Source organism: Clostridium zhoujianii, from assembly GCF_051590805.1.
Classification (GTDB): domain Bacteria; phylum Bacillota; class Clostridia; order Clostridiales; family Clostridiaceae; genus Clostridium.
In genome coordinates, this window is the sequence record NZ_JBPUTF010000001.1 from 45,077 (window position 1) to 59,513 (window position 14,437).

14 protein-coding genes, 1 tRNA gene and 1 riboswitch are annotated in these 14,437 nt (G+C 30.6%); of the genes, 10 read left to right on the plus strand and 5 right to left on the minus strand.

Translation table 11 applies throughout. The annotated features are described in order from the left end of the window. Positions 1-60: 60 nt before the first annotated feature. Both ACSYT2_RS00245 and ACSYT2_RS00250 read left to right on the plus strand, forming a co-directional pair. The gene (locus tag ACSYT2_RS00245) at positions 61-1,377 is read left to right on the plus strand and encodes a hypothetical protein (protein ID WP_430857551.1); all 1,317 of its coding nucleotides are present in this window, start codon (positions 61-63) and stop codon (positions 1,375-1,377) included. A gap of 2 nt (positions 1,378-1,379) precedes the next feature. Next, entirely contained in the window at positions 1,380-2,150 is a 771-nt protein-coding gene (locus ACSYT2_RS00250) for an ABC transporter ATP-binding protein (RefSeq protein WP_430857550.1), read from the plus strand. A 228-nt stretch (positions 2,151-2,378) separates the two neighbouring features. Here ACSYT2_RS00250 and ACSYT2_RS00255 read toward each other — a convergent pair whose 3' ends face one another. Together ACSYT2_RS00255 and ACSYT2_RS00260 are read right to left on the minus strand one after the other, a co-directional pair. Continuing rightward, on the minus strand, positions 2,379-3,728 hold the full coding sequence (locus tag ACSYT2_RS00255; RefSeq protein WP_430857549.1) for a dicarboxylate/amino acid:cation symporter: 1,350 nt from the start codon (positions 3,726-3,728) through the stop codon (positions 2,379-2,381). A gap of 291 nt (positions 3,729-4,019) precedes the next feature. Beyond that, the gene (locus tag ACSYT2_RS00260) at positions 4,020-4,655 is read right to left on the minus strand and encodes a hypothetical protein (RefSeq protein WP_430857548.1); all 636 of its coding nucleotides are present in this window, start codon (positions 4,653-4,655) and stop codon (positions 4,020-4,022) included. 169 nt (positions 4,656-4,824) lie between these two features. On the opposite strand from ACSYT2_RS00260, the gene ACSYT2_RS00265 reads away from it, so the two are divergent. After that, a tRNA-Gln gene (locus tag ACSYT2_RS00265) sits at positions 4,825-4,899 on the plus strand. A 44-nt stretch (positions 4,900-4,943) separates the two neighbouring features. On the opposite strand, the gene ACSYT2_RS00270 is transcribed toward ACSYT2_RS00265, so the two are convergent. After that, positions 4,944-5,984, minus strand: coding sequence for a C40 family peptidase (locus ACSYT2_RS00270; protein WP_430857547.1), 1,041 nt, complete (start codon positions 5,982-5,984; stop codon positions 4,944-4,946). Between the two features lie 176 nt (positions 5,985-6,160). On the opposite strand from ACSYT2_RS00270, the gene ACSYT2_RS00275 reads away from it, so the two are divergent. The 3 genes from ACSYT2_RS00275 (at position 6,161) to thiE (ending at position 9,171) form a co-directional block, all read left to right on the plus strand. After that, positions 6,161-7,471: a hemolysin family protein gene (locus ACSYT2_RS00275; protein ID WP_430857546.1), complete on the plus strand. Its 1,311-nt coding sequence runs from the start codon at positions 6,161-6,163 to the stop codon at positions 7,469-7,471. Positions 7,472-7,548: 77 nt separating this feature from the next. Beyond that, positions 7,549-7,647: riboswitch (TPP riboswitch) on the plus strand. 83 nt (positions 7,648-7,730) lie between these two features. Then, positions 7,731-8,549 (plus strand): hydroxyethylthiazole kinase, encoded by an 819-nt coding sequence (gene thiM, locus ACSYT2_RS00280; RefSeq protein ID WP_430857545.1) that lies wholly within the window; start codon positions 7,731-7,733, stop codon positions 8,547-8,549. Continuing rightward, a complete protein-coding gene (thiE, locus tag ACSYT2_RS00285; protein ID WP_438382739.1) occupies positions 8,524-9,171 on the plus strand; it encodes a thiamine phosphate synthase in 648 nt (215 codons plus the stop codon). The genes thiM and thiE overlap by 26 nt, the downstream gene beginning before the upstream one ends. Before the next feature lie 58 nt (positions 9,172-9,229). Here the strand turns inward: thiE and ACSYT2_RS00290 are convergent, their stop codons facing one another. Together ACSYT2_RS00290 and ACSYT2_RS00295 are read right to left on the minus strand one after the other, a co-directional pair. After that, the gene (locus tag ACSYT2_RS00290) at positions 9,230-10,522 is read right to left on the minus strand and encodes a PTS sugar transporter subunit IIC (RefSeq protein ID WP_430857543.1); all 1,293 of its coding nucleotides are present in this window, start codon (positions 10,520-10,522) and stop codon (positions 9,230-9,232) included. A 26-nt stretch (positions 10,523-10,548) separates the two neighbouring features. After that, the gene (locus ACSYT2_RS00295; protein ID WP_430857542.1) at positions 10,549-11,163 is read right to left on the minus strand and encodes an AAA family ATPase; all 615 of its coding nucleotides are present in this window, start codon (positions 11,161-11,163) and stop codon (positions 10,549-10,551) included. Positions 11,164-11,239: 76 nt separating this feature from the next. On the opposite strand from ACSYT2_RS00295, the gene ACSYT2_RS00300 reads away from it, so the two are divergent. The 4 genes from ACSYT2_RS00300 to ACSYT2_RS00315 all read left to right on the plus strand — a co-directional run bounded on the left by ACSYT2_RS00300 (position 11,240) and on the right by ACSYT2_RS00315 (position 14,434). After that, a complete protein-coding gene (locus ACSYT2_RS00300; protein ID WP_430857541.1) occupies positions 11,240-11,935 on the plus strand; it encodes a MurR/RpiR family transcriptional regulator in 696 nt (231 codons plus the stop codon). A 264-nt stretch (positions 11,936-12,199) separates the two neighbouring features. Beyond that, complete coding sequence (locus tag ACSYT2_RS00305; RefSeq protein ID WP_430857540.1) at positions 12,200-12,877, plus strand: cytochrome c biogenesis CcdA family protein; 678 nt, start codon at positions 12,200-12,202, stop codon at positions 12,875-12,877. A gap of 12 nt (positions 12,878-12,889) precedes the next feature. Then, the gene (locus ACSYT2_RS00310; protein WP_430857539.1) at positions 12,890-13,486 is read left to right on the plus strand and encodes a TlpA family protein disulfide reductase; all 597 of its coding nucleotides are present in this window, start codon (positions 12,890-12,892) and stop codon (positions 13,484-13,486) included. A gap of 108 nt (positions 13,487-13,594) precedes the next feature. Continuing rightward, positions 13,595-14,434, plus strand: a complete 840-nt coding sequence (locus tag ACSYT2_RS00315; RefSeq protein ID WP_430857538.1) for a helix-turn-helix domain-containing protein — start codon at positions 13,595-13,597, stop codon at positions 14,432-14,434. The last annotated feature ends 3 nt before the right edge of the window (positions 14,435-14,437 follow it).

The window sequence follows — 14,437 nt, forward strand, 5'->3', positions numbered from 1 at the left end:
TACTTCTATGATAATGTTTAAATAGTCAGTAAATAAAGGGGAATGAAAGGAGTAATGACAATGGGTAATCTGAGATTTGCAATAAAGATGTTATATAATGATATTAAACAATGTACTTTTTATATTGTATCTATGATATTTTCTACTGCAGTAATATTTAATATTTTTAATTTAATTTATAATAAGGATTTTACAAATCCCGATATAGAGATGAGTTTAAATTTATATGGGACAACAGTTAATGATTCATATTTAACATTTTCAATTATAGCACTTATAGTAGTATGTGTAGGAACACTTTTATCATCATTTGCCAATATGTATTTTGTCTATGGTAAAACTAAAGAGTTAGCAATTGCAGTAATTAGTGGTAGATCAGTGTTTTCTGTTGGTGGAATACTAACTATTCAAAATGCAATTCTAGGATTTATAGGAATAGCTGGAGGGTTAATATTAGGATTAATAATGATGCCTATTATTAATATAGTAACCTATAAAAGTATAGGACAGCCAGTCAATATAATGGCATTTTCTAAAATGGGGTTTATGATAACATCTGTAATAATAGTACTACAATTCATAATGATGGTACTTGTTGATGTTGGGTATGTCTATAGGAGAGAAGTTGTAGATTTAATATCAGATAAGAAAATAATGTATGAGAGGGATAAAAGAAGCATTAAAGCATATGGGTGGATATATATATTTTTATATTTCCTACCGGTAGGAGTATTTTTCTCATCGGCTAGTAACAGGGATAAAGCATCATCTTATGCATATGCAATGTATATAGCCTTAATAGGAATGAGTGGCATAATAAAATATGTGCTACCACAATTCATAATATCAATTAAAAGAAGAAAGTATGTATATAGTAAGATAAAATTACAGTCCATAAGTAATTTGCATTATTCCTTAAGAAGGGCTAATTTGTTAGTAATAATATTAGCTATTTCAGCATCATTATTGATTCAATTTATATGTAGAGGAAAAAATATGCCACAGGTTATATCAGTAACAACAGCAGCATTTATCGTTGTCATATTATTAATGGCTATAACCATAGTGTATAGAGTATTTATAGAAGCAATTAATAGGAAAAATACATTTAAACAACTTATGCTAGTTGGATATACAAAGAAAGAAATAGGAACTATTATTTTTCAAGAAAGTACGTATTTATACTTAATAACACTTATAGTACCCTTATTTCACATTATTATTATGATAGTAAGTAACATTAAGGCAGGGGATATAACTGAAGGTTTAGGGGTACTTATTATAGGAACTTTCTTAGGAACATATCTATTAAGTTTTATAATATCTTTAACAGGATATAAAAAAATAATATTTGATTATTTAAAGGTGGGGGTATAAGGATGAGTGAAATATTAGTTGCAAAAAACCTTGTTAAGGAATATGGGAATAAGGGTCAAATTAAAGCATTAAATGATGTGAGTTTGGAAATAAATGAGGGAGATTTTATTGGAATAATGGGACCTTCAGGGTCAGGAAAATCAACCTTCTTAAATATGATAGCTACAGTGGACAAGCCTACTAAGGGAAAGGTTATTATAGATGGGACTAATGTAACGGCTATGGGTGAAGGTCAGATAGCTAAATTTAGATATGAAAATATAGGATTTATATTTCAAGAGTTTAACCTTATTGATTCATTAACATTAAGAGAGAACATAGGAGTGCCTTTAGTATTAGCTAGCAAAAGTAAAGACGAGGTGAAAAGCAAGGTAGAGAAAATAGCAAAGAAGCTGAATATTTATGAGTACCTAGATAAATTTCCTGTAGAATGTTCAGGTGGACAAAGACAAAGAGCAGCAGCAGCTAGAGCTCTAGTAACTAATCCAAAGCTAATAGTAGCAGATGAACCAACAGGTAATCTAGATACTAAGAATTCTCATGAACTATTGAACTTCTTGAAGGAATTAAATGACAATGAAGGGGTAACAATTTTGATGGTTACTCATGATTCCATGATAGCAAGTTATACGAAGAAACTTGTTTTTATACGAGATGGGCAGATTGAAGAAGTACTAGATAAAGGTAATAAGGATCAAAAAGAATTCTTTTATGATATTGTTGATGTTACATCAAAAGAAACTCAGAACTTATTTAATGTAATGGGGAAATGATATACCAAGGACGAAATAACTATAGTTTATTTTCTTAGTTGATATGAGAATAGATTTAATATTAGGATATCGTGAAATTTAATTGTATATAAAATAATAAGAAGGACTCTCATATTTCTTGGAAGGCTACTTCTCGAAGAGTTAGTAGTCCTGAAAAGACATATGAGGGTCCTTGTTCTAGGTTACATCACATTTATTGGTTAGTACGTAATTTAAATACAAGATGTATTATTTGTTATAAGTTTCTTCATCAAGCATTCCTTCAGACTTTGCAACAAAAACTGCTGTAGCGGAATCTCCAACAACATTAAGAGATGTTACAAGCATTTCAACAGGTCTGTTAATTGCAAGTATTAATGAGTAGGCAAGTAATGCTGCATCATTATTGTATCCCATTCCTGTTAGAACTGTGAAAAGAATGATAGCTCCTGCACCAGGTGCTGCTGGTGTTCCGATAGAGGCTATTAATGCTAGTAAGCCAATAACTATTATATTTCCAATTGTAACTTCATATCCTGCACTTGAGGCTATGAAGATAGCAGCAATTATTTGCATTATAGCTGTACCATTCATGTTTATTGTCATTCCAAGTGGTAATGTAAAGGAGGCTATCTCATCGCTAACACCAAGCTCTTCGACAGTTGTTTTTGTATTAAGAGGCAATGTTGCAGCCGATGAAGAAGTTGAAAAACCAAATAAAGCAACTTTAGCAATTTTCTTTACAAAAATAACTGGATTTAATTTAGCAGCAATAGCAACGAAAGTAGCATAACCAAAAGTTAAGAACAGTAGTAGTGCTATTACAGTAGTTAATACATAAGCAAGAGCAGGTTTTAAATGATCTATTCCGTATATTGCAAAGGTTCTAGTTATAAGGACGAATATAGCGATTGGTCCAAATTTAGTAATAACAAAAGTTAAGAATACTGTAATTATATTATTTATATCCTCTAAGAATTTCTTTAAAACTTGTATTTGATCTCCTAAATGGTTTAGAGAAAGACCAGTTACTACAGCTAAGAAAACTACAGCTAGAATACTACCATTTTGTGAGAAAGTAGCAAATATATTATTAGGAATAGCTTGCAGGATTACTAATAAGGGATTACTACCTGTACTACCATTTTGAGCAGATAGATCGTTTATACTTACATTAAATAGACCTAATTTATCTGCCGTAAAACCAAATATTCCAGCTAGGATTAAAGCAAAAATAGATGTTACTAAAAATCCTACTATAGTTTTATATGAAATACGACCTAATTTTTTAGTATCTGTGATTTTGCACATAGCAAGAGATATTGAAGTAAATACCATAGGTACTATAACTAATTGTAGAGAATTTATAAATAGTTGACCTAATATATAAAATATACCAATTCCATTAAGGCTTTCAGCTTTAGAAATATCTTGGAATAGAATTCTATTTATTGAATCCCAAAGATCAGTATTACCATTTGTAATTAGAGATTCTCTAAGAAAGATGAAAGAAGTTCCTGCTATTAATCCAATAACAAGGGATAGGGCCATCTTGATTGCTAACTTATTAGCATCGTTCTTTTGTATAGTTGTTTTCATAATGTCCTCCTGAAGTTTTTATAGTATAGGACACCATAAAAAATAAAAACCTTAATACCAAAAAGATATTAAGGTGAAAAAATACACAAATATGTATGTTGCCTTATTAGTCTCACGGGACTATCTTAAAGGTATCCTATGAGTTAAAAGTATACATTAGCAAGGGTGTTTCGTCAATATTCAACAAGAAAATAATAAGTTTTTATAAAAAATATAAAAGCCCACCAATTCCTATAAAAAATAGGAACTGGTGGCAGTATGGGTATTGAGATTATTATTCTAACATGGAATTTACAAAACCATTTTTGCTAAGCACTTTAAATCCTTTGCAGTTTCTTTAGCTATGCACTCTAAAGCAGTAATGTCTTTTTCGATACATTTAATAAGATTCTTTTCTTCTCTAGTTATGCATCCTCTTTCACATAATAACTTAACAAGGCATTTGAAAGTCTTTCTAATTTTTTCGATATCTTTGTCTAAATCACAAAGTAAATCAAATAGCTTTTTAAAAGTCATCTTAATTTCTTTATCTATATTTCTCTTCTCACAAGGATCCCACTTTTCTTCCTTATGGCACTTATCTTTCTCTTCTTTTTTACACTTATCTTCTTTCCAATTATAACATTTATCTTTTTCTTCTTTTTTACACTTATCTTCTTTCCAATCATGGCATTTGTCTTTTTCTTCTTTTTTACATTTATCTTCTTTCCAGTCATAACATTTATCTTTTTTTTCATGGTCTTTCTTTTCTTTACAGAAATCATCTTCATAGTCATCTTTTTTAGAGTATTCTTTATCCTCATCATAGAAATTGTAAGAGTACTCTTCTTTTTCATACTTTTCTTCGTATTTATCTTCATATTCCTTTTCTTTGCATGGATAATAAGATGATACTTCTGAATCTCTATAATAATAATTATTTCCCATTTAATTCACCTTCGTAAAAAAATTAGAAGAACGAGCTTCTTAATACATATTATGTTAATATTTAAAAATGGTGATTATAAATATCTATTTAATTACAGATTAATATGCAATATATAGTGGAAATAATATTTAAAAAAGTATTAAATTATGATATAATTAATTTTATTAATGGGGTATAGCCAAGTGGTAAGGCATCAGATTCTGACTCTGAGTATGGTCGGTTCGAATCCGACTACCCTAGCCAAATAATAAAAGGTAAAGTATATCAATACTTTACCTTTTATCTTATTATGCACCTATTACTCGCCTAGCTCTCCAAAATTTAAATACAAAAGAAATCTTTACTACATCACCAGTTTGAGGAGCATGAATCATTTGTCCACCTCCGATATATATTGCAACATGACCTGAATGTGGAAATACTAAATCTCCAGGTTGCAGTTCTTCAAAAGATACTTCATTACCGTATTTAATTTGATCATAGGTTGTCCTCCCTATATCAATACCTAAAGCTTGCTTATACACGTATTTTGTGAATCCAGAACAATCAAAGCTATTAGGGCCTGCTGCGCCAAAGAGATAAGATTTCCCTAAGTGCTTAAATGCCTCATCTAATAGGGTTGAAATTTCATTTTGTGGTCTTCTGTCTGGAATATGGTATCCATCTTTATCTATAAGTTTTCCATCGATTTTTGTATTAACAGCCATTTCTCCATTTTCATAGAAGTAACACCACTTCTCTCCGAAGTTCACCCAGCCTGTTTGCCTCTCACCACTTGGATTTAGAAAGTATTTCTTACCCTCAATAGTAATCCAGCCAGTTTGTTTTTCACCAGTATTATTTAGGTAGTACCATTTGTCAGATGTATTTAGCCAACCTGTTTGTAGTTCCCCTTTATCATTGGTGAAATAGCTTTTATCATCTAGAGTAATCCATCCAGTTAACATTTCTCCATTTTCATTAAAGTAATGTAGCTTGTCCATAATAGGAATCCAACCATATTGTATTTCTCCATTATTATTAGAGAAATACCATTTGTTATTAAGTTGAAGCCAACCTATCTGCAATTCTCCATTTAAATCAAGGTAATAAGTTTTACCATTATCCTTAAGCCATCCAATTTTTCTGATATTATTTTCATAAAAGTATTTTTTAGTGCCGGATTCTATCCAACCAGATTTGATATTAGAATTGAGCCATGAGTTATTAGTTTGTGAATATTCCATATCTTCAGCAGTAGCCATTGCTTGTACATCAATACATGGTATAGCAATTACTGTTGTTAGAATAAATGCAGATATTATTTTAGTAACAAATTTTGACTTCATAATTAACCTCCAACTTATTTATAAGGAAATAATAACATTAAATACATATTATGTAAATATATGACGAGGAAATTAATTAATTGTTTACAAAACTTTATATTGTAATAATTGAAAATTAAGATAGTATATGTTAATATAGATACAAAAATAAAAAATCAAAATTATGGAGGAAAATAATGGACGACGAACCTGACCCTGATGCGACTATAGCATCACAAATTTTACTTTTGGTACTATTAAACCTAATTAACGCATTTTTTGCATCTGCAGAAATGGCTATTGTATCACTTAACAAGACTAGGATGAAAATGTTGGCTAATGAAGGAAATAAGAAAGCAGAGATTCTTTGTAATCTTATAGAAGAACCAACAAAATTTTTATCAACAATTCAAGTAGGTATTACTTTGGCGGGATTCTTTGCCAGTGCATCGGCAGCAACAGGAATTTCAGATGATTTAGGAACAGTACTAACTGGAATGAATATTCCTTATGGAAATCAGATAGCTTTTATAGGGGTAACTATATTGTTATCATACTTTACCCTTGTGTTTGGAGAATTATTCCCAAAGAGATTGGCATTAAAGAAGACAGAAATGATAGCAATGATGTCTGTAAGGCCAATTATGTTTCTTTCTAAAATAGCAGCACCCTTTGTTAAGATACTTGCTCTTTCAACATCTTTACTTGTAAAGATTACAGGATTAGACAAGGATGGATTAGATGAGAAAGTTACTAAAGAGGAAATCAAGTCTTTAATGGAAACAGGAGAAGAGCATGGAGCAATAAATGAAAGTGAAAAAGAGATGATAGAGGGAATATTTGAATTTGATGATAAGAGAGCAGAGAAGGTTATGACTTCAAGAACTGAAGTATACTGTATCGACATTGAAGAACCACTAGAGTCTTATTTGGACGAGCTTTTAGAAAAGCGATATGCTAGAGTTCCAGTATATGAAGGTGAAATAGACAACATTATTGGTGTCTTATATATGAAGGATTTTATAATTGAAGCTAAGAATAAAGGCTTTGATAATATAGATATAAGAGGGATACTTCAAGAACCATGCTTTGTACCAGAATGTAAAAAGGTACAAGAATTATTTAAAGAGTTACAAGCATCAAGACGTCATATAGCAATAATAATTGATGAGTATGGTGGTTTCTCAGGAATAGTTACAATTGAAGACCTTATAGAAGAGATAATGGGTGAAATTGATGATGAGTATGATACTAGTGATGAGGGAATTAAGAAAGTCGATAGTAATAACTTCTTAGTTGATGGGGTGACTGCATTAGAAGATCTAGAAGATAAGCTAGGCATAACTTTAGAATCACAAGATATGGATACTTTAAGTGGATTCCTTATTAGTATAATTGGGAAAATACCATCAGAAGAGAAGGATAGGACTATAGAGTATAATAATATAGTCTTTAAAATAGAAGAAGTAACAGATAAAAGAATAGAAAAAGTTTTAATAAGTCTCTAGGTTTACCTAGGGACTTTCTTTACAAAAATTAATTGGAGGAGTATACTTAGGTTGTAACAAAATGGAATAATAAACTGTATATTTTGCAGGGGGACCGATTGGTTGAGAAGGTTAAAACCTGACCCTTAGAACTTGAAGTAGTTAATACTATCGTAGGGAGCAAACTTTTATTTTTAAGAATATAAGAAGCTTACCTATTCAGGTAAGCTTTTCTTTTTTATAGATAGAGTTTGGCAGTATAAGAAAGGTGGAAAGAATTATGAGCAATATTAAAGAAGAAGTTAAGGTGGCTTTGAGTAATGTAAGGAAAGCAAAACCTTTAGTTCATTGTATAACTAATTACATAACAGCAAATGATTGTGCAAATGTAATTTTAGCTTTAGGTGGATCACCAACTATGGCAGATGCAATAGAAGAGGTAGAAGAGATGGCAACACAAGCATCAGCTGTAGTAATAAACTTAGGTACAATTGCAAATGGTATAGTAGACACTATGATAAAAGCAGGTAAGGCTGCTAATAAGTCAGGTGTTCCTATAGTATTTGATCCAGTGGGGGTTGGAGCAACAACCTTTAGAAAAGAATCTGCATTTAGATTACTTAATGAGGTTAAATTTTCTGTCATAAGAGGTAATATGGCAGAAATTAAAATATTATCTGGATTAGAAGCTAATTCAAAAGGTGTTGATTCAGCAGAAGAGGTAAGTTTTAATGATGCAAGAGAAATTGCAAGAAACTTAGCTAGAAAATTAAACACTGTAGTAGCAATAACAGGGGTAGTTGATTATATATCAGATGGAGAAAGAGTTATAGTAATTGAAAATGGAAATGAAATGCTTACGAGAGTAACTGGGACAGGCTGTATGACAACAGCATTAGTTGGAACATACCTTGGTGGAAACAACAATTACTTAGCAGCAGCAACAGCAGCTATTGCAACAATGGGAATTTCAGGAGATATAGCTTTTGATAAATTAAGAGCTGGAGAAGGTAGTGGTAGCTTTAGAGTGAACATTATTGATGGAGTTTATAATTTAGATGGAGAAATTTTTGATGAGAGAGGTAAGATTAGTGAATAGTAAAAGTGTTGATTATACTCTATATTTAGTAACGGATACAGATTTATTAAAGGGAAAAAGTCTAATTGAAACTGTAGAAGAAGCAATTAAAGGTGGAGTTACATTGGTCCAATTAAGAGAAAAGGATGTTACTTCTTTAGAGTTCTATAATATAGCAAAGGAAGTAAAGAAGGTTACAGATAAATATAATGTACCATTAATTATAAATGATAGACTTGATATTGCTTTAGCAATAGATGCAGAAGGTCTTCATATTGGACAAAGTGATTTGCCATGTAAGGTAGCTAGAGAAATATTACCTAAGGGTAAAATATTAGGAGTGTCAGCACATACTTTAGAAGAGGCATTGAAGGCACAAGAAGAGGGAGCAGATTATGTGGGATGTGGAGCAATGTTTTCAACTTCAACTAAGAAGGATGCATCTAATGTTTCCTTTGAAAGTTTAAAGAAAATAAAAGACAGTTTAGAGATACCTGTGGTAGCTATAGGTGGAATTAATGAAAATAATATTAGTAAATTAAGTGGAACAGGGATTGATGGAGTTGCAATAGTTTCTGCTATTATTGGAAAGGAAAGTTCAAGAGAAGCAGCGGAGATGTTAAAAAAGATATTTTTAAAGTAAAATAAAATTGGCTGTACTTAAAATAAAGTTATATTTTAAGTACAGCCTTTTTTTATTATTACATTTCTTGTTTTAATTGATTCTTCTCAAATATCTTATAGAAAGGATAGTATATTAACATTGAAATTGGTACTAATGCTAATACAAATACAACATTTCTCCAATCAAGTGAGCTTAAATAAGCTTGTGCGAAGAATGGAGTAAATGAAGGATCTATTATGTATCCAGGAGTAATTAATCCAATCTTTTGAACAAAGTATGTTAATGAAACTGTAACTATTGGAGTTAGTATAAATGGAATTCCTAGAATTGGATTGAAGACTATAGGACCTCCAAATATAACAGGTTCATTGATTCCACAAATACCAGGCACTATTGATAATCTTCCTAATGATTTAAGGTGAGTTGATTTACTCTTCATCATTAATATAATAAGACCTATAGTATTACCAGCACCTCCAAGAATTGCAACTCTAAACATTTGTAAGTTCATTAAATTTGTTGGATCTTGACCAGCTGCAACAAGTTCTGTATTTAAACCAGTATTAGCAATACCAAGTGAGAATGCTATAGGGAATATGATTGAAGTACCATTAACCCCAAATATCCATAGTAAATTTGAGAATGTTATAAGGAATAAGAATCCCCATATATTATCAACCACTGATAAAGCAGGAGTTAAAATGCTCATTATAGCTTCTGGTAAACTCTTATCGATATTAATAACTAATATTATGTTTAATCCATAAAGTAAAATGATATTAGCTAAAACAGGCAGTATTGAGTTAACAAATGCTGCTACTGCTGATGGTACTGAATCAGGGAATGACATCTCAAATCCCTTAGCCTTTATAAACCTTGAAATTTCTACTGATAATATAGAAATTATAATAGCAACAAATAATCCGTCAGCGCCTAAGAATTGAGTACTAATACCACCTTCAATAGCTGGAGCACAAATCATTAAAAATAGTGATGTTGAAATTAGTCCTGAGATAGATGCTTTCATTTTATATTCATCTGCTAAAGCATAAGCAATTGAGAAAGCACTCATAAGACCAAATACACCCATTGTCATATTAAATGGTGCAGTTAGTATAGCATAATTATCAACTGCGAATTCTTTCCACTTTAATAAGGCTTTCACAAAGAAATTAGCTGTCTCTGCATTTACTATATCTGGATTTATTGGTGGGTTTGCAACTATTAAGAATAGAGCTCCCACAACGATTAATGCTAAAGGCATCATCATACCAGCAGATATAGCCTTTAAATGTCTTTGACTTCCTAATTTTGCGCCAATAGGTGATAACACCCTATCTAATTTATCTAAAAATTTATTACTTTCCATAGCCCACTTCCTCCTACCATGCTATTTTAGTATTGCCAGCCGTTATATTTAAATGCTGAATCAACAGCTTCTTCTGGCTTATAAGTTTCTAAAATCTTACCATAACGTTCTTTGTAGTCATTATCCACTTCCATTTGTGGTATAACCTTACTTGCTTCATTTAAGAAATGGAATGAATCTCTACCCATTTCAGCACCTCTTACAGTATGCTTATCTAATGCATAATCAGGAATTTCAGGAACTTCGCCCATTGCAAAACCTTTTATAACAATATTCTTTAATAAATCACTTGATCTATCTTTCATACAGTTACAAAGGTATCTTATTGCATGAATAAAGTATATTGGTCTATCTCCATCTGCATAGTCGAATTGTAATCTTATTTGATTTAAGTTGTTTATTAATATTGGAGCATTAGGGTCTCCCATACCAATATCCTCAACAGTTATAGTTAATAATCTTCTCCATAACTTATCTTCCATTTGAGGTGATGTAATATACATTTCATAAGCAAATTTACATGCTTCTTCGGCTAAGCCTCTTCTTATTGATTTTTGTAAAGCTGAAATAACTTCATCTCCATTTAAGCCATTACGAGTAGTAACTCTAGCCCATGGATCTTGTACAAACTTCTTGCTCATAGTGTCATTCTCCTTTGTTTAATAATTTATTTTAAAATAGGGCAAACGTATTGTATAATACCATAGAGGTGAGTATATGAATATTGAAAATTTAATCCATAAACACAATTTAGATAGTCTTGAGCGTAAAATTATTCAATATCTGTATAATAATATTGAGAGGATAAAAACTATTGGTATTAGAAAAGTAGCCTCTGATAATTTTACATCTACCTCTATGATTTATAAGCTTGCTAAGAAACTTGGCTTTGAGGGATATGCTGATATGATTCACTATATTGCTTATTCTTATTCTCAAAGTGAAAACTTAGAGAGATTAAGTAATTATTCTGAATTATATAAATCAGTACAGCCCTACAAAGAAGATTTTAATAGACTTATTAATAGTTACAAAAACAAACAAATAGTAATCACTGGAATGGGTTTTTGCGATATAATTTCTAATTTCATTAGTGAAGCTTTGTTTATAAAGGGATTTAAATGTGCATCCACATTACATATGGAGCTTCTTTCTGAAAATTATAAAGATGATTTATTAATTATAGCCATCTCGCAGTCAGGTGAAACTTCTAGGTTAGTAGAAGTAATTAAAGAGGCAAGAGGTAGTGGCTTCAAAGTTATAACAATAACAGCCAATAAAAATTCTCATCTTGCTAATATGGCTAATTTAATTATTCCAATAGGTGAATATGATAGCTTCAAAACTGTATCAAAAAGTTTTAATACATTTTTCGGCGAGCTTTTGATTGCTTTTGAATATTTAATAAATTAAATAATATATGTGATTTGTGACATAAGATATATTATTTAGGGATATTATAATATTTCTAAGCAGCATATTCAGTAGAAATTTACTAGAAAAAAACATGTTATAAAAGTAGTAACTTTTTTTGAAAACTTAAAGATTAAAGATGATGAAATCAACGGTTTCATCATCTTTTTTAAGCTTTATAAAAATAAAGTTATGTGATTTTGTTACAGTATTTAAAATAAAAATGTTGTATAATTAAAAAAATATACCCAATGGAGGGAGTAGATGAATTACTTAATTTTATTTATGGAAGGGATAATAACCTTTATTTCACCTTGTATTTTACCTATGCTACCTATTTACATTTCCTACTTTATGGGAGACTCGGGAAAGGGGAGTAAAAAGAAAGCAATAATAAATTCTATAGGATTTGTTATAGGTTTTTCAGCTATATTTACACTATTAGGGGCAGCAGCAGGAAGCTTTGGAGCTTTTTTACAAAAATATATGAGTGCATTTAATATTATTGCAGGAATAATATTAGTGATATTTGGATTAAGCTATATGGGAATTTTAAAAATTGGGTTTATACAAAGAACATTTGGATTTAGAGATAAAGCTAATGTGAAAAATCTTAATTTAGCTTCATCTATATTATTTGGAATGATATTTTCTATTGGATGGACGCCTTGTGTAGGAACTTTCTTAGGATCTGCACTAATGCTAGCAGCAAATTCAATGCATTGGATGGAGGGAGTATCCATGCTACTAGTTTATAGCTTAGGTCTTGGAATTCCTTTTATTTTATCAGCATTATTAATAGATTCTTTAAAAGATGCTTTTACTTTTATAAAGAAAAATTATAAGATAATTAACACAATATCAGGAGTATTGTTAATAATAATTGGGTTACTTATGATAACTGGGTATTTAAATAAATTGTTATCATTATTAACTTTTTAATTGGAGGGTAATATGAATAGTAAAAAGAGGGCTACCTATATAGGAATAGCTTTAGTTATATTATTAGTTGTTGTGGGAGTAGGATATAAATACCTATCTACAAAATATAATAAAATCTCATCGAATAAATTTGAATCACAGGATAACTTTGTTGATGATAGACCAATTGGTATAACTAAAAAAGAAGCTATAGATTTCACTGTATATAATGAATCAGGAGAAGAAGTAAAACTTTCAGATTATAAAGGTAAAAAGCCTATAGTGGTAAACTTTTGGGCAAGTTGGTGTCCACCATGTAAATATGAAATGCCATTTTTTCAAAATGCAACTGATAAATATAGCAAAGATGATATAGAGATATTAATGGTGAATTTAACAGATGGTCAAAGAGAGACAAAAGAAAAGGCAATGGGGTATATGAGTGAAAATAAGTTCACTATGAATACTGTATTTGATGAAGATCTTAACGCAGCAATGGCATATAGAATAAAAGGAGTACCAAGAACATTATTTATTGACAGAGAAGGTTTTATTATAAATGATCATATGGGGATTGTTGATGAGGAAACTTTAAATACTATAATAGATAATCTTATTAATAATTTGTAGCTATAAATACCATAAAGACTAAGATGCAACCTATAGTTGACATAAAGAAACTATAGGTTGGTTGTTTAATTCCACATATTTCTATATGATTAATCATGAGGTGGTTAAATGAATATAGGTGAAAAACTACAAATCCTACGTAAGAGTAATGGATTCTCCCAAGAAGATTTAGCAGAGAAGCTTGGTGTATCTAGACAAGCAGTTTCTAAGTGGGAATCTGGGCAAACATCTCCAGATATTAATAAAATTATAATGATAAGTGGATTATATAATATTACAATTGATAGTTTGCTTAAGGATGAGTTAGATATAAATTTGAATTTAGATAGTAGGATTGAAAAAGGTATGAACAGTAATGTAAATAATTTAGCTAAAGAGGTTAATATTAAATTACGTTTTGAATCAGGAGCTTTTACCTATGAATATAGAAGTAAGAGGACACTTTTTGGACTACCGCTTGTGCATATTAATATTGGAAGAGGATTAAAAAAAGCAAATGGAATAATTGCAGTAGGTAATTGTGCAGTGGGAGTTATATCTTTTGGAATCTTTTCATTAGGTTTAATAAGTGTTGGAGCTATATCAGCAGGATTAGTAGCTATGGCAGGAATAGCATTAGGATTACTACTAGCTGTTGGCTGCGTGGCAATAGGTACTTTCGCTATAGGTGCAGTAGCAATTGGAATATATTCTTTAGGAGCCTTAGCTATAGGTAAGTATTCAGTAGGTGCAGCTGCTATAGCATCAAATGTGGCAGTAGGAGATTATGCAAATGGAAATGTTGCTATAGGTAGAAATACAGTTGGTAATATTAATATGGTAACCTATGACTTCAATACTAGGGAGCTGTGTGGGGTAAAAGCAATGGAAGTAAAAGAGACAATAAGAAGTGTATATTCAAATATTGGTGATATAGCTTTAAGGTGGCTTACCTTTTTCTTTAAATAATAA

What these genes read in the sequence shown, in the direction of transcription:
- thiM (WP_430857545.1), top strand. Translation starts at nt 7,731, where the DNA reads ATGAGCAATATTAAAGAAGAAGTTAAGGTGGCTTTGAGTAATGTAAGG.
- ACSYT2_RS00310 (WP_430857539.1), top strand. Translation starts at nt 12,890, where the DNA reads ATGAATAGTAAAAAGAGGGCTACCTATATAGGAATAGCTTTAGTTATA.
- ACSYT2_RS00300 (WP_430857541.1), top strand. Translation starts at nt 11,240, where the DNA reads ATGAATATTGAAAATTTAATCCATAAACACAATTTAGATAGTCTTGAG.
- ACSYT2_RS00270 (WP_430857547.1), bottom strand. Translation starts at nt 5,984, where the DNA reads ATGAAGTCAAAATTTGTTACTAAAATAATATCTGCATTTATTCTAACA.
- thiE (WP_438382739.1), top strand. Translation starts at nt 8,524, where the DNA reads ATGAGAGAGGTAAGATTAGTGAATAGTAAAAGTGTTGATTATACTCTA.
- ACSYT2_RS00275 (WP_430857546.1), top strand. Translation starts at nt 6,161, where the DNA reads ATGGACGACGAACCTGACCCTGATGCGACTATAGCATCACAAATTTTA.
- ACSYT2_RS00295 (WP_430857542.1), bottom strand. Translation starts at nt 11,163, where the DNA reads ATGAGCAAGAAGTTTGTACAAGATCCATGGGCTAGAGTTACTACTCGT.
- ACSYT2_RS00290 (WP_430857543.1), bottom strand. Translation starts at nt 10,522, where the DNA reads ATGGAAAGTAATAAATTTTTAGATAAATTAGATAGGGTGTTATCACCT.
- ACSYT2_RS00255 (WP_430857549.1), bottom strand. Translation starts at nt 3,728, where the DNA reads ATGAAAACAACTATACAAAAGAACGATGCTAATAAGTTAGCAATCAAG.
- ACSYT2_RS00305 (WP_430857540.1), top strand. Translation starts at nt 12,200, where the DNA reads ATGAATTACTTAATTTTATTTATGGAAGGGATAATAACCTTTATTTCA.
- ACSYT2_RS00245 (WP_430857551.1), top strand. Translation starts at nt 61, where the DNA reads ATGGGTAATCTGAGATTTGCAATAAAGATGTTATATAATGATATTAAA.
- ACSYT2_RS00250 (WP_430857550.1), top strand. Translation starts at nt 1,380, where the DNA reads ATGAGTGAAATATTAGTTGCAAAAAACCTTGTTAAGGAATATGGGAAT.
- ACSYT2_RS00315 (WP_430857538.1), top strand. Translation starts at nt 13,595, where the DNA reads ATGAATATAGGTGAAAAACTACAAATCCTACGTAAGAGTAATGGATTC.
- ACSYT2_RS00260 (WP_430857548.1), bottom strand. Translation starts at nt 4,655, where the DNA reads ATGGGAAATAATTATTATTATAGAGATTCAGAAGTATCATCTTATTAT.